The sequence below is a fragment of the Grimontia hollisae CIP 101886 genome (genome assembly GCF_000176515.1).
GTDB lineage: Bacteria > Pseudomonadota > Gammaproteobacteria > Enterobacterales > Vibrionaceae > Enterovibrio > Enterovibrio hollisae.
Genome location: NZ_ADAQ01000011.1, coordinates 108,305 through 128,065 on the forward strand (window position 1 = coordinate 108,305; position 19,761 = coordinate 128,065).

Here is a 19,761-nt window from a genome sequence, read left to right on the forward strand (position 1 = left end):
ATTCTAATCAGACATAAACCCTAAAAATAATCAGGTAATAACAATGCCGCCGCCTGTTAACTATTCGTTAAACAATATCATCTACCCTCTGTATAAAAACAGCATGTTAGGATTCAGACTTCTTCATCTTTTCTTGTGAAATTTCCCCCATTCCCCCAAATATCAATGTTTGGATCACGGCTGTAACCTGTTCAATTTGCAGTCAATACAATGCCTCCTATACTGAATTTGTTAACTATATGTTAACGGATAAATTTAACTGGTTTTACGAGGTTCACATCACTTTTAGGCTGCTTGCCTCTAACGAGCCTTGTCCATAAGTAACAAACCCATAAAGGACTGATAGGTATGGTTAATAAAAAGCCAGCACTGGGGCTTACAGTGCTCTCAGCTTTACTGCTTGCAGGCTGTGACAGCGGTGGAAATAGCGCTGAAAGCCAGAAGCAAATCGACGACCTTCAACAGCAGGTTGCCGCGTTAGAAAAGCAACTGTCTGAAGCAAAAGCCAATACGGCTCAGGCGCCAGCCCCTTCTGCCCAAGGTGAAAATACGCTGGAGAAAGTGAAGAAATCAGGCGTGATCAGCTGTGGTGTCGGCACCGGCTTGCCCGGCTTCTCTAATCCGAATTCAAACGGTGCGTGGGAAGGTATTGACGTAGAGTTTTGTCAGGCCATGGCAGCAGCAGTGCTGGGTGATAAAGACAAGGTTAAGTATGTTCCACTGACGGCAAAAGAGCGCTTTACCGCCCTGCAATCTGGCGAAATTGATATATTGTCACGCAACACAACCTGGACGCTGCAACGCGACGGTACATTGGGTCTGAACTTTGTCGGCGTTAACTACTATGACGGTCAGGGCTTTATGGTGAAAAAAGACCTTGGCGTGAAAAGTGCCCTTGAGTTGGACGGTGCATCTGTGTGCGTGCAATCAGGCACTACAACGGAGCTGAACCTCTCTGACTACTTCCGTTCGAATGGTATGTCTTTCAAACCGGTGGTTTACGATACGTATGATGCTACGGTGAAAGGCTTTGAGTCTGGCCGCTGTGACACCCTGACCACTGATCAATCCGGCTTGTATGCATCACGCATTAAACTCGCCGATCCAGACAGTGCGGTGGTGCTGCCGGAGATCATTTCTAAAGAGCCGCTGGGGCCTGTTGTCCGCCAGGGCGATGACAACTGGTTCAACATCGCTAAGTGGACACTCAATACCATGATCAACGGTGAAGAATTCGGTATCACGTCAGCCAACGTTGACGAGATGGTGAATTCAAAAGATCCAAACATCCGCCGTATCCTCGGCCAGGATGGACCGAAAGGGAAAGGCCTTGGCCTGAACGATGACTGGGGTTATCAGGTGATCAAGCAAGTCGGTAACTATGGTGAAAGTTTCCAACGTACGGTTGGCTCAGGCTCTCCCCTGCAAATTTCACGGGGTGTAAATGCGCTTTGGAGCGAAGGCGGCATTCTGTATGCGCCACCTATCCGCTAATTAACTGGTCGTTGAATAAACGCATGCTGGGGCACCGGTTTCTGTGTCCCATTATTAGGGGCTATTGACCTTTACGGTTAAGGATAGAGGTGCAGATGTATGGCATCTAACAATAATGCGCTAAACCCAGGGGCGGCTGCGCGCCCTGAGAGAAAGCAGAGCATCATTTATAACCCGACGTTCCGTTCCGTTATCTTCCAGGCGATTGCCATCATTGCGTTGGTGTTTTTTGTCTACACCATCGTTAATAACGCTCTGGCCAATCTTGATTCACGGGGAATTGCAACCGGTTTTGGGTTTTTGACGCAGGAAGCGGGATTCGGCATTGGTCTGACACTCATTGAATATAATGAAACATACTCTTATGACCGCACCTTCTTTGTCGGTCTGCTGAATACCGCGTTGGTCTCCGTATTGGGGATTATCTTTGCGACAATCATTGGCTTTCTCATGGGTATCGCCCGCCTTTCCAGCAACTGGCTGGTAAGCAGGTTTGCGGCGGTATACATTGAAACCTTTCGTAATATTCCCCTTCTTCTCCAGATATTCTTCTGGTATTTCGCCGTTTTGCAGGCTCTGCCTTCACCAAGGGAAAGTATCAGCGTCGGTGATTCCCTATTTATTAACGTGCGTGGCCTTTACATGACCCGCCCGGTATTTGAGGAAGGCTCAAACCTGATTTTCATTGCCTTCGCGGTCTCGCTGGTTTTCAGTTTTGTTTTCTCCAGATGGGCAAAGAGGAAACAGGAAGCGACGGGTGAGCAAACACCGGTATTCATCGTCTCGCTGGCAGCCATTATCGGTTTGCCATTGATTGCCTTTTTTGTTGCAGGCATGCCGGTATCGCTCGAATACCCAGAACTCAAAGGCTTCAACTTCCGTGGTGGCATTTCTATCATTCCGGAGTTGGCAGCCCTTGTGCTTGCCCTGTCTATTTACACAGCATCCTTTATCGCAGAAATCGTGCGTTCAGGGATCAATGCCGTCAGCCATGGACAGACAGAAGCAGCCATGGCACTCGGCCTTTCGCGCAGTAAAACACTACGGTTAGTGGTGATCCCACAGGCCATGAGAATCATCATTCCACCGCTGACTAGCCAATACCTCAACCTGACCAAGAACTCATCGCTGGCGATGGCTATCGGTTACCCCGATCTGGTGTCTGTCTTTGCCGGGACAACGCTGAACCAAACCGGCCAGGCTATTGAGATCATCGCAATGACCATGGGGGTTTACCTGACTCTCAGCTTGTTAACGTCGCTGGTGATGAACATTTATAACGCCAAGATGGCGCTGGTTGAGAGGTAGTCCATGACCAGACAACATGAGTTTCAACCCAATTTGCCGCCACCACCGAATACGGTAGGCCCGGTAGGTTGGATGAAACAAAACCTGTTCTCTACACCGGTCAATGCGCTGGTGACCCTGGTGCTGGCCTATATCGCTTTCCAAGGGCTGTGGGCCATCATCGACTGGGCATTTATCCATTCTGACTGGATAGGTACAACACGTGAAGATTGCACCAGTGAAGGCGCTTGCTGGGTGTTTATCAATGTGCGGTTTGACCAGTTTATGTTCGGTTTCTATCCGCAAGAAGAATTGTGGCGTCCGCAGCTGTTCTATGCGGTGTTAGCGCTGTTTACCTGCCTGCTGGTGTACGAGAAAACCCCGAAACGTGGCTGGATCCTGCTTCTGTTTTTGGTGGCTTTCCCGTTGCTCGCGGTATTCCTGCTGTTCGGCGGTGTTGCTGGCCTGCCCAACGTGGAAACCCATTTGTGGGGAGGCTTGCTGATCACCATGATTATCGCGATTGTCGGCATAGTCGTATCACTGCCTATCGGCATCGTGCTGGCACTTGGCCGCCGTTCAGACATGCCAATTATCCGCAGCCTGTCAACGGTCTATATCGAAGTGTGGCGTGGTGTGCCGCTTATCACCGTGCTTTTCATGGCATCAGTCATGCTGCCGCTGTTTATGTCTGGCGAATCTGAAAGCAACAAACTGGTGCGTGCTTTGATTGGTGTTGTGATGTTCGCGTCGGCATACATGGCAGAAGTGGTGCGTGGAGGCCTTCAGGCCATTCCCAAAGGTCAGTATGAGGCAGCAGATGCACTTGGCCTGACTTACTGGAAAAAGATGAATCTCATCATTCTGCCGCAAGCATTGAAAATCTCTATTCCTTCTATCGTGAATACCTTTATCGGCCTGTTTAAAGATACCAGTCTGGTGCTGATCATCGGCATGTTTGATGTGCTGGGTATCGGCCAGGCGGCGAACACTGACCCAAACTGGCTTGGTTTTGCAACAGAAAGCTATGTGTTTGTCGCGCTTGTGTTCTGGATTTTCTGTTTCGGCATGTCCCGCTACAGCATTTATCTCGAAAACAAACTTCACACTGGTCACAGGCGATAAAGAACAAGGATGGTATCTATGACACAACAAGACTCCCCGGTTATCCAGTTGGCCAACATGAACAAATGGTATGGTCAGTTTCACGTGCTGAAAAACATCAACCTGACGGTCGCCAAAGGCGAGAAAATTGTTATCTGTGGCCCGTCCGGATCGGGCAAATCTACCATGATTCGATGCATTAACCGGTTGGAGGAACACCAGCAAGGTTCGATTGTAGTAGCCGGGACAGAGCTGACTGATGATTTAAAAAACATCGAAGCGGTGCGCAGAGAAGTCGGTATGTGCTTTCAGCATTTCAATCTTTTCCCGCACCTCACAGTATTGGAAAACTGCACGTTAGCCCCGATTTGGGTGAATAAGATGCCCAAAGGCGAAGCAGAAGCGGTCGCCATGAAGTATCTGGAGCGGGTAAAAATCCCCGAGCAGGCGGATAAATACCCCGGCCAACTCTCCGGCGGACAGCAACAGCGTGTGGCGATCGCGCGTTCACTATGTATGAACCCGCATGTGATGTTGTTTGATGAACCCACATCGGCCCTTGACCCGGAAATGGTGCGGGAAGTGTTAGACGTGATGGTTGAGCTGGCAGAAGAAGGAATGACCATGTTGTGTGTCACCCATGAAATGGGTTTTGCAAAAGAAGTGGCCGATCGCGTGATCTTTATGGATGCGGGAGAAATCATTGAAGAAAATATCCCTGAAGCATTTTTCAACAACCCACAATCTGATCGTACCCAGCTATTCCTGAGCCAGATCCTGCGCCATTAAACCCTCACTCAAAGCCGTTATGCTTTAGCAATATGGCGGCTTATTAACATCCATTTACAATCTGTGACATAACTATGTGGCACGATATATTAGTATTTTCAGAGGCTAAGCCGCATTATTATCACTAGTGCAACGTTTGTGACTTGAAAAACGAAGCCAAAGACGCCATTAATGTCGTAATAGATATTGAATGTACCCCATTGGGAGAAACCTATGAACGAACGTTTTGTTTCAGCCAGTAAAACACAACAGAGTGTGTTGGCAACAAACAAAGTACTCCGTAACACTTACTTTTTGTTGTCACTGACCTTAGTGTGGGCCGCTGTTGTTGCTGGTGTATCTATGGCAGCAAACCTGCCCTACCCTGGCATTATCATTACACTGGTTGGTTTCTATGGCCTGTTGTTTTTAACTGAAAAGAACAAAAACAACTCGATGGGTCTGGTATTTACCTTCCTGTTTACCGGCTTCACCGGTTACACCTTAGGGCCGATCCTGAACATGTATGTCGGCGCAGGCATGGGGTGGGCAATTGCACCAGCACTGGGCGGCACAGCGCTGACCTTTATGGCAGCGTCTGCTTATGCACTGACCACCAAACGTGACCTGTCGTTTTTGAACGGCATGCTGCTGGCAGGTTTTGTGGTGATCATCGTCGGTATGATCGCAAACATCTTCCTGCAAATGCCCATGATTTCTGTGGCACTGAGCGGTATCTTTGTGCTGTTCTCAACCGGTGCAATCCTGTTGACGACACAATCAATTGTTCGTGGTGGTGAAAGCAATTATATTTCTGCGACCATCACCCTGTATGTGTCAATCTACAACCTGTTTCTGAGCCTGCTGCAACTGCTTGGCATTTTCGGCGGCGACGATTAACCGAAAAACGGTTGTTGAGAAAAAAGCTCCTGCGGGAGCTTTTTTTGTTTTTGCAGAGGCATTATCCTTGGCGCGTCCGAAACACGAGGTGATCCATGTTGGAATTAAACGGTAAGCAAATCGAAACCGACGCACAGGGCTACCTGAAAAACGTCTCTGATTGGCAGGAAGCATTAGTGCCTTTGCTGGCGGAGCAGGAAAACATCACGCTGACTGATGCGCACTGGGAAGTGATTTACTTTGTTCAGGCGTTCTACAAAGAATTTAACACGTCACCCGCCATTCGTCTGCTGGTGAAATCGATGGAAAAGAAGTACGGCCCTGAAAAAGGCAATAGCCGCTACTTGTACAAGCTGTTTCCGAAAGGCCCGGCAAAACAAGCCACCAAGCTGGCAGGGTTACCAAAGCCGGTAAAATGCATTTAATGGGAGGCCAAAAGGCGCCTCCTTTATTTTCGCTACTGATCTATTCAGCTATTGAATAGAAAAGCCATCAATTGCCTGCCAGTCCACGTGCTCATGAACCAGCTGAATCACATTTGCTGTTGGTGGCCCTTGGACAAGCCAGGCCAACAGCGCTTCAACATTCCTTTCTTCACCACACATCAACACAGTGACCGAACCGTCAGCCTCATTACGTGCATAGCCTGTGAGGGAGTGTTTCAATCCCTCATGCGCCGTGTGAAACCTGAACCCAACTCTCTGAACACGACCAGAAACAGTCGCTTTGACGCATATATGTGACATATATAGCACTCCTGCATTAGTGTTATACATATGTAACAGTGTAATATGCCATACGGTATATTTGCACATGCTCACAGTTATTAGAGAAGCCCACATCATGAAAGAAACCCCATTCCGCTGGGTTGATCAGTATCTGATCAAACTCAGTCTGAAAGAGAAATTCTACGCCCTTTATGCCTTCATTTTTGCCCTTGCCATCGCAACGGGCTTTATTTTCTATTCAGCCTCACTCGCTGAGATCAACGGGGTACAACAAAAGCATAGTGCAGCACTGGGCGCCGTATTGTCTCACTATGACATCAGCGCAACAGACGCCGCGTCAGTGTTGGCAAAACATGGGGTTCACCCAACATCCACCTACGGTGCATCTGCTGTTTATGAAGCAGCCAGTGCCGGTTTCTGGGCCCAAATCAACCCAATGTCATGGGGGGTGCTGCTGGTGTTATTTGTGCTTGGCTTGATGGCACTTCACTATGTTTCCAGCTTTATCGGCGGTGCCATGTACACCATGAACCACGCTTTGCAGCGTATGTTAGATGGTGATTTGACCAGCCGTATGAACTTCTTTCCGGTACGCGATGAATTCAGCATTATCGCGACAACCGTAGACAATGTCGCCGACCGTGAGCATAGTCTGGCGAAAGCCATCAAAAATGCGTCACAACTGATGGAGGAATTGTCCGCTGATTTAGGCCGTCGCAGCGCTGACAGTGAGCATCTTTCTACCGAACAACGCTCCTATCTTGATTCATTAGCCAGCGCCACAGAGGAAATGGCAGGCTCAATCCGTGACGTCGCTTCCCATGCAGAACAAACATCAGACGAAATTACCGCGTCCGGTGAAGCGTCACAGCAAAGCCGCTCCCAGGTCGCCCAGACCCTGCATGCTATTCAGGCCCTGAGCGCTGAAATTGAAGCCGCCTCCCAGGCGGTCGCGTCTCTTGAGCACAATTCCGCTGAAATCGGCAGCATGGTATCAACTATCAGTGCAATTTCTGAACAAACCAACCTGCTTGCTCTCAACGCAGCGATTGAAGCAGCCCGTGCTGGCGAGCAAGGTCGCGGCTTTGCTGTGGTAGCCGATGAAGTGCGTACACTGGCAGGACGCACCCAACAGGCGACGGTAGAAATCCAGCGAATGATCCAGGATCTGGAAAATAACACCGCACATCTGCGCGGCGTGATGCAAGGCACCGTTGAGAACGCCGCCGCCAGCGAATCCCTGATGCAGAACATTGATCTGGAAATCAGCTCAATTTCTGAGCGCAGCCAACGCATTACTGATCGCAGCACCGAAATAGCCACTGCGGCGAACCAACAGGGCAGCGTGGCGGGCACCATTTCCGCAGATGTCGAACAGGTGCGCCAACAGGCATGGCAGGTGAGTGAAATGATCCAACAAACTTCTCAGGATGTTGCCAACCTCCAGAAACAATCATCCAGCCTGTCTTCACTGGTCCAGGGCCTTCGCACCGAATAAAGTGGTCTTCTCCTCAAAAAAAGCGGCCGCTCCCTTTGCGGCCGTTTGCAATCTCTGCATTCATCCAAGACAATACAGCATCTTTTACCTGTTCCCAGCTTACATCGTGGGCTGACATATTTGTGAAATTAGGAAACACCAATGAATCCGTCTGTTTATCTGGTTAAAGGCCGTGAAAAGTCTCTGCGCCGTCGCCACCCATGGATTTTCTCCCGTGGTATTCAACGTGTTGAGGGCAAACCTTCCCTCGGTCAGACAGTGGACGTATACGACCATCAGGGCCAGTGGCTGGCACGTGGGGCGTTTTCTCCTAATTCTCAAATCCGTGTACGTGTGTGGACGTTTGAACAAGAAGAGATCAATGTTGATTTCTTTAAAAAGCGCCTGCAACAGGCACAAGGCTTACGTGATGTACTCGCCGCCCGTGATGGTCTGACTGGCTATCGCCTGATTGCAGCAGAATCTGATGGCCTGCCTGGTATCACTATCGATCGCTATGGCGACTTCCTTGTCTGCCAATTATTAAGCGCAGGTGCCGAAGCGCAGAAAGACAACCTGGTGGCAGCGCTGGTCGACCTGTATCCGGCATGCAGTATCTATGAGCGCTCAGACGTATCAGTGCGCAAAAAAGAAGGCCTGAAAGAACGCACAGGTGTCCTGCACGGTGACATGCCTCCAGCATCTGTTGTGATCGAAGAAAACGGGGTGAAAATCAGCGTTGATATCACCGGTGGTCATAAAACCGGTTTCTATCTTGACCAACGTGACAGCCGTGAAGCAGCGGTGAAATACGTCAGTGGTAAACGCGTGCTGAACTGCTTCTGTTACACCGGCGGTTTTGGTCTTTACGCGCTCAAAGGCGGTGCTGCGGAGGTGATCAACGTTGATGTCTCCCAACCTGCACTGGATATCGCCCAATCAAACGCAGAAATGAATGGCTATGATCTGTCAAAAGCGCAATTCGTTAACGCAGATGTTTTTAAACTGCTGCGCGAATATCGCGATGCAGGCGAGCTGTTCGATGTGGTTATCATGGACCCGCCCAAATTTGCAGAATCAAAGTCGCAGCTGGCCGGGGCATGCCGTGGCTATAAAGACATTAACATGCTGGCGATGCAAATCCTGAAGCCCGGCGGTACACTGCTGACATATTCATGCTCAGGTTTAATGGACAATGCCCTGTTTCAGAAGATCATTGCTGATGCGGCATTGGATGCGAACCGCGATGTCCAGTTTATTGAACGTTTTGAACAGGCAGCAGATCACCCCATAGACTCAGCCTACCCAGAAGGGTTCTACCTCAAGGGATTTGCCTGCCACGTAAAGTAAAAACGTTAAAAGCGTCTGGCTACGCGCCAGACTCAGACACATTTTTTAGGGGATAACCATGAGAAGAAAGCTGTTTCTCGCATCCGTGTTGACCGCACTGCTTCCATTCAGTGCGAATGCCGATGTGACACTCCACCTTAATAACAATGTTGAATTGCTGGCCTACAATGGGCAGATCCACAGCTCTCCGGTGTTTGGCGCTGAAGAGCCAATTGTACTGGAAGATGGTACTCAGCAATTAGCATTTCGTTACGTGAAGCGTTTCGAAGAAGGCAAAGACGTTTCATTTGTCCAGACTGACGTGATCATCGTGAAATTCGATGCCGCAGATACTGACGTCTTCTTTAAATTCCCAGAGCACAAAAACAAACGCGATGTGCGCCAATTCAATGAGAATCCAGAATTCTCCATACTGAACAGTGAAAAATCACCTATTGCCTTTGAGCAAAACAAGCTATTGAAATCCGGATTCCAGATAAGCCGCGATTACCTGTCTGAAATGCAGCACTTTAACCAGACCGATGCCCCGGCATCACTGCAACTCACCGACGTGGCTGTTGTAGAAAAACCGACCGAGCGGCCAGCAACACCAAACCGTACAAAAGTGGTTGTCAGTGATGATGCGCTGAATGAAGCCGAGTACCAACTGCACTATTGGTATGAGAAAGCGGATGAAGAAACAAAAGCCCGCTTCAAGGCCTTTGTGAACAAACGCTAACTCCAGATAATACGGCCGCCCAAAAAGGCGGCCGTATTGCTTTCCCCTGGAATATTGTTTCAACGCAAAACACGGCTGATGTCATCAAGGCTTGCCGGATCATCAATGGTTGATGGCACAGAGTAACTCTCTCCATCCGCGATTTGCCGGATAATCCTTCTCAGGATTTTACCCGAGCGTGTTTTCGGTAACCGGTCAACAATGATCGCTTTATGGAAGCAGGCCACAGGGCCTATTTCATTGCGCACCTTTGCCACCAGCGCTTTTTCGATGTCACCGTTGTTGGAATGATAACCATCTTTCAGTACCACCAGCCCTAAGGGCAACTGGCCTTTCAGCTCGTCATAAACACCCACAACGGCGCACTCAGCAACGGCTTCATGGGCACCGACCACTTCTTCCATTTCGCCAGTAGAAAGGCGGTGACCGGACACATTAATCACATCGTCAATCCTCCCCATGACAAACAGGTAACCGTCTTCATCCATATAACCGCCATCCCCGGATACGTAATACCCCCGAAACTGTTGCAGATACCCAGATTCAAACCTGTCATGGTTACGCCAAACCGTAGTAAGGCAACTGGGTGGCAAGGGACGCTTCACCGCAATATAACCTTGCTGGTTCGCCTCTAAGGGTTTACCCAGCTCGTTAACGATTTTTACGTTGAAGCCCGGCGTCGGCATGGTGGAGGAGCCCGGTTTGGTTGCAAAGCTCTCAAGGCCAATCGGGTTACAGGAGATCGCCCAACCAGTTTCCGTTTGCCACCAGTGGTCAATCACCGGTTTTCCGGTATGTTGTTCTACCCACTCCAGTGTTGGTGGATCAAGCCGTTCACCCGCCATAAAGATATGCCGGAGCGATTCCATCGGATACTTACTTATTTCCAGCCCGTCAGGATCTTCTTTCTTGATGGCGCGAAAAGCCGTCGGCGCCGAAAATAGAATGGTCACCTTATATTCATTACACACTCGCCAGAAAGCGCCGGGGTCGGGCGTTTTCACAGGTTTACCCTCAAACATGATGGTGGTGCAACCGTGGATTAACGGGGCATACACAATGTAAGAGTGGCCAACGACCCACCCCACATCTGAGGCCGCCCAAAACACTTCCCCCGGCTTAACGTCATACACCGTTGACATGCTGTATTTCATCGCCACCGCATGACCGCCATTGTCACGCACTACACCTTTGGGCTTACCGGTTGTCCCTGATGTATAAAGGATATAGAGCGGATCTGTTGCCTTCACCGGCACACAATCATGCGGTGTTGCGCGTTCAAACAACGTCGCCCAGTCCACATCACGTTCATGCTCCAAGGCTGCTTGCAGCTCCGGACGCTGGTACACCACTACCCTTTCCGGTTTCCAGCGGCTGTCCATCACCGCCTGATCCACCATGGGTTTGTAAGGGATCACTTTGCTGACTTCGATGCCACACGATGCGGTCAGCAGCACTTTGGGTTCGGCATCTTCAATGCGTACAGCCAGCTCATTCGGTGCGAAACCACCGAAGACCACAGAATGGATCGCACCAAGGCGTGCACACGCCAACATCGCTATCGCCGCTTGCGGGATCATCGGCATGTAAATGATCACCCTGTCGCCCTTTTCTACACCCAGTCCGGCCAGCATGCCGGCACATTTGGCAACCTGGTCGCGCAGTACGGAATAGCTGTATTGCACTTTCTTACCGGTTACCGGTGAATCATAAATCAGGGCCGTCTGGTCGCCCCTTCCTTGCTCAACATGATAATCAAGCGCAAGATACGAAGTGTTCAGCTCACCGTCAGGAAACCAGCGTTCAATACCATGTTCATCATTGGCCAGTGCTGTCTCTGGCGGAGTAAACCATCTGATTTGACGGGACTGTTCAAGCCAGAAACCTTCCGGGTCACTGACGGATTGTTGATAGGCGTTTTGATAGGCTGACATAATCCAACTCCTTGCCTGTTGGAGCAGTAGGCTTTCTCACCAGAAAGCACTGGGGAAAAAGCTTGGCAGCGGTAATGTCACATCGCCCGCTACCAAGTAATAAGTAAACTTAGTTGATGCTGAACATCTCCATAAAGGTGTTTACCGGTGTCTTCATCAGGGTTTCCTGATCGCAACACAGGTCGTAAATACGTTGTGCCTGCGCTGCAGGGAAACGCGTCAGGAGATTACGCCTGAACTTGTTTTCAAGCACCGGGATGCCTTCTTCACGGCGACGGCGGTGCCCAATGGGATACTCCACTTCCACTTTTTCCGTAGATGTACCGTCGTTAAAGAAGATTTGGATGGCGTTAGCAATCGAACGCTTATCCGGATCGAGATAGTCGTCGGTGTAGCGCTTGTCTTCGTTGATCACCATTTTCTCACGCAGGGCATCAATGCGCGGCTCGTTGAGGTGGAAATCATCTTCATAGTGCTCAGCCACCAAATCACCGAACAACAAAGGCACCGCAATCATATATTGCAGACAGTGGTCACGGTCTGCTGGGTTCGCCAGATCACCGACTTTCGAGATAATACGGATTGCCGATTCGTGAGTGGTGACTTCGATGCGCTCAATATCATTGATCCGATCTTTCACCTGCCCATGAAGTGCAACTGCACATTCCACCGCTGTCTGGGCGTGAAATTCTGCCGGGAAGGAAATCTTAAACAGCACGTTTTCCATCACATAGGCATCAAACGGCTGGTTAACCCGGAAGCTTTCCCCTTTAAACAGCACATCATAGAAGCCCCATTTTTCTGCAGTGAGCACAGAAGGCAGTCCCATCTCACCTTTCATGGTGATCATGGCAAGACGGACTGCACGGGATGTCGCATCACCCGCTGCCCACGATTTACGCGACCCGGCATTCGGTGCATGGCGATAGGTACGCAGCGCACAGCCATCCACCCAGGCTTGTGACAATGCGTCTATCACCTGATCACGGTTACCCCCTAACATGCGGGTAACGACACCGGTTGAAGCCACACGCACCAGCAGTACGTGGTCAAGGCCAACACGGTTATAGCTGTTTTCCAGCGCCAGTACGCCCTGAATCTCGTGTGCTTTAATCATTGCGGTCAGCACATCCTGCATCGTCAGCGCAGGCTTGCCTTCAGAAACTGCGACCCGGCTTAAATAATCTGCCGTTGCCAGAATACCACCAAGGTTATCCGACGGATGTCCCCACTCTGCCGCCAGCCAGGTGTCGTTAAAATCCAGCCAGCGAATCATGCAGCCGATATTGAATGCGGCAGTGATAGGGTCAAGCTCATGGGATGTTCCCGGAACGCGCGCACCATTTCGGACAGTAGTACCCGGCACCAGCGGCCCCATGTGTTTGGTGCACTCAGGGAAACGCAGCGCCAATAAGCCACAACCCAAGGTATCCATCAGACAGTTACGTGCCGTGTTGTAGGCCTCTGCCGAGGTGATTTCTTTTTCACAGATGTAGTCCGCGAGAGTTTGCAGCAATGCATCCGGCTCAGGACGTTGGTTTACATCGACGTTCATGGACATGTTTCAGACTCCTTTCTCGTTATTCTTTTGCTTGGGCAAATACAGGGTTATTGGCGTTTTTCCAGTGGTAGCCAGTTCTGGTGTTCTGGGCCAATGTAGTCCGCACTTGGGCGGATAATCCGGTTGTGGGCACGCTGTTCAAACACGTGTGCACACCAGCCTGTGACCCGGCTCATCACGAAAATGGGGGTAAACAGCTTGGTAGGAATACCCATAAAGTGATAGGCAGACGCGTGGAAAAAATCCGCATTCGGGAACAGGTCTTTTTCACGTTTCATGACCTGCTCTACTCGCTCAGAGACTGCATAAAGTGACGCTTGTGGCGAATGCTCAGAGAGCGTTTTCGACCAGGCCTTGATAAGCGCATTACGCGGATCCGATTCACGGTAAATAGCGTGGCCAAAACCCATGATTTTTTCTTTGTTTGCCAGCATCTGCATCAGCGCTGCTTCGGCTTCATCGGGCGTGCGCCAGCTTTCAATCATCGCCATGGCTGCTTCATTCGCGCCACCGTGCAAAGGGCCACGGAGCGTGCCAATCGCGGCAGTCACACAAGAGTGGAGATCAGACAAAGTAGATGCACACACACGGGCAGCAAATGTTGAGGCATTAAATTCATGCTCGGCATAGAGTACCAGTGAGCAATGCATCACACGGGTGTGCAAGTCAGACGGAGCATCATCAAACAACATATCCAGAAAATAACCGCCAATGCTGTCTTGCGCACTGGCTCGGGTATCAATGCGCACACCATCATGTGAGTAGCGATACCAGTAACAAATCATCGCAGGAAGTTGAGCCAGCAAGGTCTCTGTTTTGTCACCCTGTTCGGAAAAATCCAGTTCTGTATCAAGGTTTCCCAGCATTGAACAGCCCGTACGCATCACATCCATCGGATGCGCATCAGCCGGGATTTGCTCAAGCACGGCGCGCAAAGGGGCAGACAAGCCACGTTTTCCCATCAGGGTGCCTTTGTATTCCTTCAGTTCCGCTTCATTCGGCAGTTTGCCTTTCAGCAGAAGGTATGCAACTTCCTCAAATTCTGCGTAATTTGCCAGATCGGTGATGTCATAACCCCGGTAGGTTAATCCAGTGCCGCTCTTACCCACCGTACAAAGTGCGGTAGTACCTGCACTCTGTCCACGAAGTCCTTCTCCGCCTAACGGTTTATTCTTGTCCGCCATGGTATGCTCCCTATGCCTGATTCTTTGTAATATGTGTCGTTACTTTCCTTTCGGTACTGCTAAGAAAAATGTGGGTTACTTTCCGGAAAACAGCTTGTCGAGCTGTTGCTCGTACTGGTGGTAACCCAGATAGTGATAAAGCTCTTCACGTGTTTGCATGGTATCGACAACGTTACGCTGGTGACCGTCAGCTTTGACTTGCTGATACACATTAAGCGCAGCTTTGTTCATTGCGCGGAACGCCGAGAGCGGATAAAGCACCAAGCCAACACCAGCTTCTCCCAGCTCCTGCACGGAAAACAGCGGAGTTGCGCCAAACTCAGTAATGTTCGCCAGCACAGGCACATCTAATGCGTCAGTAAACACCTGATATTGCTCCAACGTATGAATCGCTTCCGGGAAAATCATGTCTGCCCCGGCTTCTACACACGCAATGGCACGTTCAAGCGCCGACTCCATACCTTCCACCGCTAGTGCGTCGGTACGCGCCATGATCACAAAATTGTCATCCTGACGGGCATCTACCGCCGCCTTTACGCGATCAACCATTTCCCCCTGACTGACAATCGCTTTGTTTGGCCGGTGACCACAACGCTTTTGCGACACCTGATCTTCAATGTGAACCGCCGCAACACCGGCGCGTTCCATCTCTTTCACTGTTCGGGCAATGCTGAATGCACCGCCAAACCCGGTATCAATATCAACCAGTAAAGGAAGGTTTGATGCCGCAGTGATACGTCTGGCATCTTCCAGCACATCATTCAGGGTGGTAATGCCCAGATCGGGCAAACCAAAAGACGCATTGGCGACGCCGCCACCTGAGAGATAAATCGCATGATGTCCTGCATGTTCAGCCAGCATAGCGGTATAGGCATTGATGGTGCCCATTACCTGGAGTGGCTTTTGGCTTTCTACCGCCAGACGAAACATTTTTCCTGCACTCATGATGCTTTCTCCCTGTCTGAATTAAGTCTTTCTTCTGCTAACTGGCCACTGCGACGGATGTGTCGTCGCATCAGCATTTCAGCCAGTTCGGCATCCCTTTCTTCCAACGCATTGAGTATTTGGACATGCTCATCCAATGCCCGCTCTGGACGTGATTGTGTTTGCGCAGATTGTTTCCGGTACATACGGACCAGATGATAGAGCTCATCACAAAGCAAACTGATCAGCTTGGCATTCCTGCTTGCCTGGATAATGCGGTAGTGAAAATCAAAATCGCCCTGTTGATGGAAATAGGTCGCCCCGTCAACATCGTCGAGGTGTTGCTGGTGACGGTTTAATAGTTGTCTTAAGGATTCAAGCTCACTGGTGGAAATGTTGGCACACGCCTGTCTGATCGCCATCCCTTCCAGCGCTTCACGCACTGCATAGATATCAGCCAGTTGTGACGCACTGATGGTCACTACCCTCGCCCCAACATGGGGGATACGTTCAATCAAGCCCATTGACTCGACACGCATAATGGCTTCGCGCAATGGCCCCCGGCTTACCCCCAGTTCTCTGGATAATTCGGGCTCCGAAATTTTACAACCTGATGGAAAACGTCCACTGACGATGGCTTCAACCAACCATTCCGTCATTCCTTCCGATTTGGTCACATCCTTCATTATCTATTCCTATGTGTATCGACAGTGGCGATAGATGTTACTCGCATACTCTTTCATATTGTCGACAACATTTAATTAATGAATCATTATTGGCTGCAATTTAGTCAAATTACAACCCAAATTGTCGACAATATTCATTAGACCTTGGTCTAGCCTCCCTTGAATCATTGAACAAACATTAACCGCACACAATTCATGCAGCACATGAAACATTGCGCATTGAAACTGTGAATCGATACCAAGAGCACAAACCTTTTTTTTTAGATACTGACTAGAGATCTAAATCTGGCTAAAACCCAGATGCCCTGTGTTTGTAACTCCTCTACTTTATTCATTGCGCGATTTAAGTGGCGCTAATTACATATAAATCAATAGATAAATTTTATTTTCGAGGAATATCCAATGGATGTGACAGGTAAGAGCAAAGGGTTCACGCTCTCGGCGGTTGCCGTAGCATGTATGTTTGCTTTCAATGCTCAGGCAGCTATCGACTGCTCTGACATTGAGCAATGGCAGGATGGTCAAGCCTATGGCGGCGGTTCAACCGTTCAGCATGAAGGGGATGTTTACACCGCTAACTGGTGGACGAATAATGCCAACCCCGCGACTTCTTCAGGCGAGTACCAGGAGTGGGCACAGGTAGACCAGTGTGATTCCGGTAACGTCACCCCTCCGGACAACCAAGCACCGACAGTGTCACTGGATTCACCAAGCGTGACAGATGTCATCAAAAGTGGTGACGTTATCTCACTCCGTGCAACAGCCGCGGATGCTGATGGCGCTGTAACAAGCGTAGAATTCTTTGTCGATGGCGCATCAGTAGGATCATCAACCTCTACTCCATACTCTGTGAACTGGACTGCCGCAGAAGGCCCACACACCATTACAGTAAAAGCCACCGACGATAACGGCGCCGTCACTGAAAGCGCCCCTCTGGACATCACAGTCCAACCCGGCGTTGTTGAGCCTGGTAACGAAGCGCCGACCGTTTCTGTTGCAGCCTCGGCAACCGCAGTCGACCAAGGTGCGGTCATCACCCTGACCGCAGAGGCCGCAGACGCTGATGGCACGGTTGCAAAAGTTGACTTTTATGCAGCTGGTCAGCTAGTAGACTCAGCGACGACCGCACCATTCACCGGGACGTACACTGCCACAACTGCCGGCAACATCAGTATCTACGCGAAAGCAACGGATGATAAAGGTGCATCAACTGACTCTGCCGTGATTACAGTGAACGTGAAAGGCACGCCTGTTGTTTCAAACTGTCGTCCAGAAGGCTTATTCCAGACCCCGGGTGTGAACGTACCCTATTGTACGATTTACGATGCTGAAGGTCGCGAACAAATGGGAGCCGATCACCCACGTCGTATCATCGGTTACTTCACCAGTTGGCGTGCAGGCGACGACCCACAATCATCCTACCTTGTAAAAGATATCCCCTGGGAAGAGCTTACCCACATTAACTACGCGTTTGTGAGCATTGGTGCTGATGGCAAGGTCAACATCGGTGATGTGAACGACCCGAACAACGCTGCTGTGGGTAAAGAATGGCCGGGCGTAGAAGTTGATCCTGCTTTGGGCTTTAAAGGTCACTTTGGCGCACTGGCAACGTATAAGAAGAAGCACGACGTTAAGACCCTGATTTCTATCGGTGGCTGGGCAGAAACCGGCGGTCACTTTGGTACAGACGGTAAACGTGTTGCCGATGGTGGCTTCTATACCATGACCACCAATGCTGACGGTTCTATCAACCATGCAGGTATCCAGAAGTTTGCCGATTCTGCAGTTGAAATGATGCGTAAGTACAAGTTCGATGGTCTGGATATCGACTATGAATACCCAACCTCAATGGCTGGTGCCGGTAACCCTTACGACAAAGAGTTCATGGAACCACGCCGTCAATACTTGTGGGCTTCTTATCAGGAGCTAATGCGCGTATTACGTGAGAAAGTCGATATCGCTTCTGAGCAAGACGGTCACCACTACATGCTGACAATTGCAGCGCCATCTTCTGGCTACCTGCTACGCGGTATGGAAACGTTCGACGTCACTAAGTACCTCGACTATGTCAACATCATGACTTATGACCTGCACGGTGCATGGAATGATCACGTTGGTCATAACGCAGCGCTGTATGATACCGGTAAAGACTCTGAGCTGGCAGCTTGGAACGTATACGGCACCAGCCAGTATGGCGGTATCGGTTACCTGAACACCGACTGGGCATACCACTACTTCCGTGGCTCCATGCCCGCAGGCCGTATCAACATTGGTGTGCCTTACTACACCCGTGGTTGGCAAGGCGTAACAGGCGGTGAAAACGGTCTGTGGGGCAAATCCGCACTTCCTAATCAGGCAGAGTGTCAACCCGGCACCGGTGAAGGCGAGAAGAACAACTGTGGTAACGGCGCGATCGGTATTGACAACATGTGGCACGATACCGATCCAAAAGGTAACGAAATGGGCGCAGGTTCTAACCCAATGTGGCATGCGAAGAACCTTGAGCATGGCATCTTCGGTACCTACGCATCTGCGTACAAACTGGATCCAGTAAACGATCCACAAGACGTACTGAAAGGTACTTACCAACGCAACTACGACTCCGTCGCTGTCGCACCATGGCTGTGGAACGCTGAGAAGCAAGTATTCTTGTCTACGGAAGACGAAGCGTCAATCAAAGTGAAATCTGATTACGTTATCGACAAAGGCATTGGCGGTATCATGTTCTGGGAGCTGGCGGGTGACTATGCGTGTTACCAGTTGGATGCCAACGGCAAGCGCACTGAAACGGTAGATGCCACTGAGAACGCGTGTAAGACAGGTAATGGTGAATACCATATGGGTAACACTATGACCAAAGCCATCTACGACAAGTTTGTAGCAGCAACACCTTACGGGCACAAACTTTCTGATACGCCGATGCCAACCGAAGCCGTTGATATTGCAGTGAGCGTAAGTGGCTTTAAAGTGGGTGACCAAAACTACCCGATCAACCCGACTCTCACTTTCACCAATAACACCGGCGTTGATATCCCAGGTGGCACCCAGTTCGAGTTCGACATTCCGACATCAGCCCCTGACAATGCGAAAGACCAATCCGGCGGCGGCTTGGAGGTGATTGCATCTGGTCACACCCGTGCTGATAACATCGGCGGTCTGGAAGGCAACCTGCACCGTGTCGCTTTCTCACTACCAGCGTGGAAATCACTGCCAGCAGGCGAAGCGTATGAACTTGACATGGTTTATTACCTGCCAATCTCTGGCCCTGCTAACTACACCGTGAACATTAACGGTGTTGACTACGCATTTGCATTTGAGTACAGCGACTTGCCACTGGCCGATCTGTCGACGCCAACGGATCCAGGTAACCCTGACCCAGGCACCTGTGACACTACGGGTATTAATGTGTACCCTGACTGGCCACAAACGGATTGGGCAGGCACGCCAACCCACGCAGCCACGGGTGATCAAATGGTTCACGAAGGTGCGGTATACAAAGCCAACTGGTGGACATCAACGGTACCGGGCAGCGATGGCAGCTGGTCAAAAGTGTGTGGCTAATCCTCTCGGTGAATCTGAGCCGGCTCTAATGGAGCCGGCTTCTTCTTTTTATTTTTCTGACATCAATATGAAAACTGTTCAGAAA

The 19,761-nt window shown here is 50.2% G+C and carries 16 protein-coding genes; 10 read left to right on the forward strand and 6 right to left on the reverse strand.

Annotated elements, in window-relative coordinates:
• Positions 1 to 348 precede the first annotated feature (348 nt).
• The 6 genes from VHA_RS06770 to VHA_RS06795 all read left to right on the forward strand — a co-directional run bounded on the left by VHA_RS06770 (position 349) and on the right by VHA_RS06795 (position 5,978).
• Entirely contained in the window at positions 349 to 1,494 is a 1,146-nt protein-coding gene (locus tag VHA_RS06770; RefSeq protein WP_005503024.1) for a transporter substrate-binding domain-containing protein, read from the forward strand.
• Between the two features lie 99 nt (positions 1,495 to 1,593).
• Entirely contained in the window at positions 1,594 to 2,802 is a 1,209-nt protein-coding gene (locus tag VHA_RS06775; RefSeq protein ID WP_005503025.1) for an amino acid ABC transporter permease, read from the forward strand.
• A gap of 3 nt (positions 2,803 to 2,805) precedes the next feature.
• Positions 2,806 to 3,906 (forward strand): amino acid ABC transporter permease, encoded by a 1,101-nt coding sequence (locus VHA_RS06780; protein ID WP_005503026.1) that lies wholly within the window; start codon positions 2,806 to 2,808, stop codon positions 3,904 to 3,906.
• Between the two features lie 18 nt (positions 3,907 to 3,924).
• Positions 3,925 to 4,674 (forward strand): amino acid ABC transporter ATP-binding protein, encoded by a 750-nt coding sequence (locus VHA_RS06785; protein ID WP_005503027.1) that lies wholly within the window; start codon positions 3,925 to 3,927, stop codon positions 4,672 to 4,674.
• A 213-nt stretch (positions 4,675 to 4,887) separates the two neighbouring features.
• Positions 4,888 to 5,553 carry a Bax inhibitor-1/YccA family protein gene (locus tag VHA_RS06790; protein WP_005503028.1) on the forward strand — a complete coding sequence of 222 codons (666 nt, stop codon included), beginning with the start codon at positions 4,888 to 4,890 and terminating at the stop codon, positions 5,551 to 5,553.
• 95 nt (positions 5,554 to 5,648) lie between these two features.
• Positions 5,649 to 5,978, forward strand: coding sequence for a TusE/DsrC/DsvC family sulfur relay protein (locus VHA_RS06795; protein WP_005503037.1), 330 nt, complete (start codon positions 5,649 to 5,651; stop codon positions 5,976 to 5,978).
• Positions 5,979 to 6,026: 48 nt separating this feature from the next.
• Here the strand turns inward: VHA_RS06795 and yccX are convergent, their stop codons facing one another.
• Positions 6,027 to 6,299 (reverse strand): acylphosphatase, encoded by a 273-nt coding sequence (gene yccX / locus VHA_RS06800; protein WP_040528407.1) that lies wholly within the window; start codon positions 6,297 to 6,299, stop codon positions 6,027 to 6,029.
• 97 nt (positions 6,300 to 6,396) lie between these two features.
• On the opposite strand from yccX, the gene VHA_RS06805 reads away from it, so the two are divergent.
• From VHA_RS06805 to VHA_RS06815, 3 genes are all read left to right on the forward strand, one after another.
• A complete protein-coding gene (locus VHA_RS06805) occupies positions 6,397 to 7,779 on the forward strand; it encodes a methyl-accepting chemotaxis protein (protein ID WP_005503040.1) in 1,383 nt (460 codons plus the stop codon).
• Between the two features lie 141 nt (positions 7,780 to 7,920).
• Positions 7,921 to 9,108, forward strand: coding sequence for a class I SAM-dependent methyltransferase (locus VHA_RS06810; RefSeq protein WP_005503043.1), 1,188 nt, complete (start codon positions 7,921 to 7,923; stop codon positions 9,106 to 9,108).
• Between the two features lie 58 nt (positions 9,109 to 9,166).
• A complete protein-coding gene (locus tag VHA_RS06815; protein ID WP_005503044.1) occupies positions 9,167 to 9,826 on the forward strand; it encodes a YccT family protein in 660 nt (219 codons plus the stop codon).
• A gap of 59 nt (positions 9,827 to 9,885) precedes the next feature.
• On the opposite strand, the gene VHA_RS06820 is transcribed toward VHA_RS06815, so the two are convergent.
• The 5 genes from VHA_RS06820 to VHA_RS06840 all read right to left on the reverse strand — a co-directional run bounded on the left by VHA_RS06820 (position 9,886) and on the right by VHA_RS06840 (position 16,115).
• Entirely contained in the window at positions 9,886 to 11,760 is a 1,875-nt protein-coding gene (locus VHA_RS06820) for a propionyl-CoA synthetase (RefSeq protein ID WP_005503050.1), read from the reverse strand.
• 109 nt (positions 11,761 to 11,869) lie between these two features.
• A complete protein-coding gene (locus tag VHA_RS06825) occupies positions 11,870 to 13,321 on the reverse strand; it encodes a bifunctional 2-methylcitrate dehydratase/aconitate hydratase (RefSeq protein WP_005503052.1) in 1,452 nt (483 codons plus the stop codon).
• A 47-nt stretch (positions 13,322 to 13,368) separates the two neighbouring features.
• Positions 13,369 to 14,505 carry a bifunctional 2-methylcitrate synthase/citrate synthase gene (gene prpC / locus VHA_RS06830; protein ID WP_005503056.1) on the reverse strand — a complete coding sequence of 379 codons (1,137 nt, stop codon included), beginning with the start codon at positions 14,503 to 14,505 and terminating at the stop codon, positions 13,369 to 13,371.
• A 75-nt stretch (positions 14,506 to 14,580) separates the two neighbouring features.
• The gene (prpB, locus tag VHA_RS06835) at positions 14,581 to 15,450 is read right to left on the reverse strand and encodes a methylisocitrate lyase (RefSeq protein ID WP_005503057.1); all 870 of its coding nucleotides are present in this window, start codon (positions 15,448 to 15,450) and stop codon (positions 14,581 to 14,583) included.
• On the reverse strand, positions 15,447 to 16,115 hold the full coding sequence (locus VHA_RS06840) for a GntR family transcriptional regulator (RefSeq protein WP_005503060.1): 669 nt from the start codon (positions 16,113 to 16,115) through the stop codon (positions 15,447 to 15,449). Before VHA_RS06840 ends, prpB begins: the two co-directional genes overlap by 4 nt.
• 402 nt (positions 16,116 to 16,517) lie before the next feature.
• On the opposite strand from VHA_RS06840, the gene VHA_RS06845 reads away from it, so the two are divergent.
• On the forward strand, positions 16,518 to 19,676 hold the full coding sequence (locus tag VHA_RS06845; protein WP_005503062.1) for a chitinase C-terminal domain-containing protein: 3,159 nt from the start codon (positions 16,518 to 16,520) through the stop codon (positions 19,674 to 19,676).
• The last annotated feature ends 85 nt before the right edge of the window (positions 19,677 to 19,761 follow it).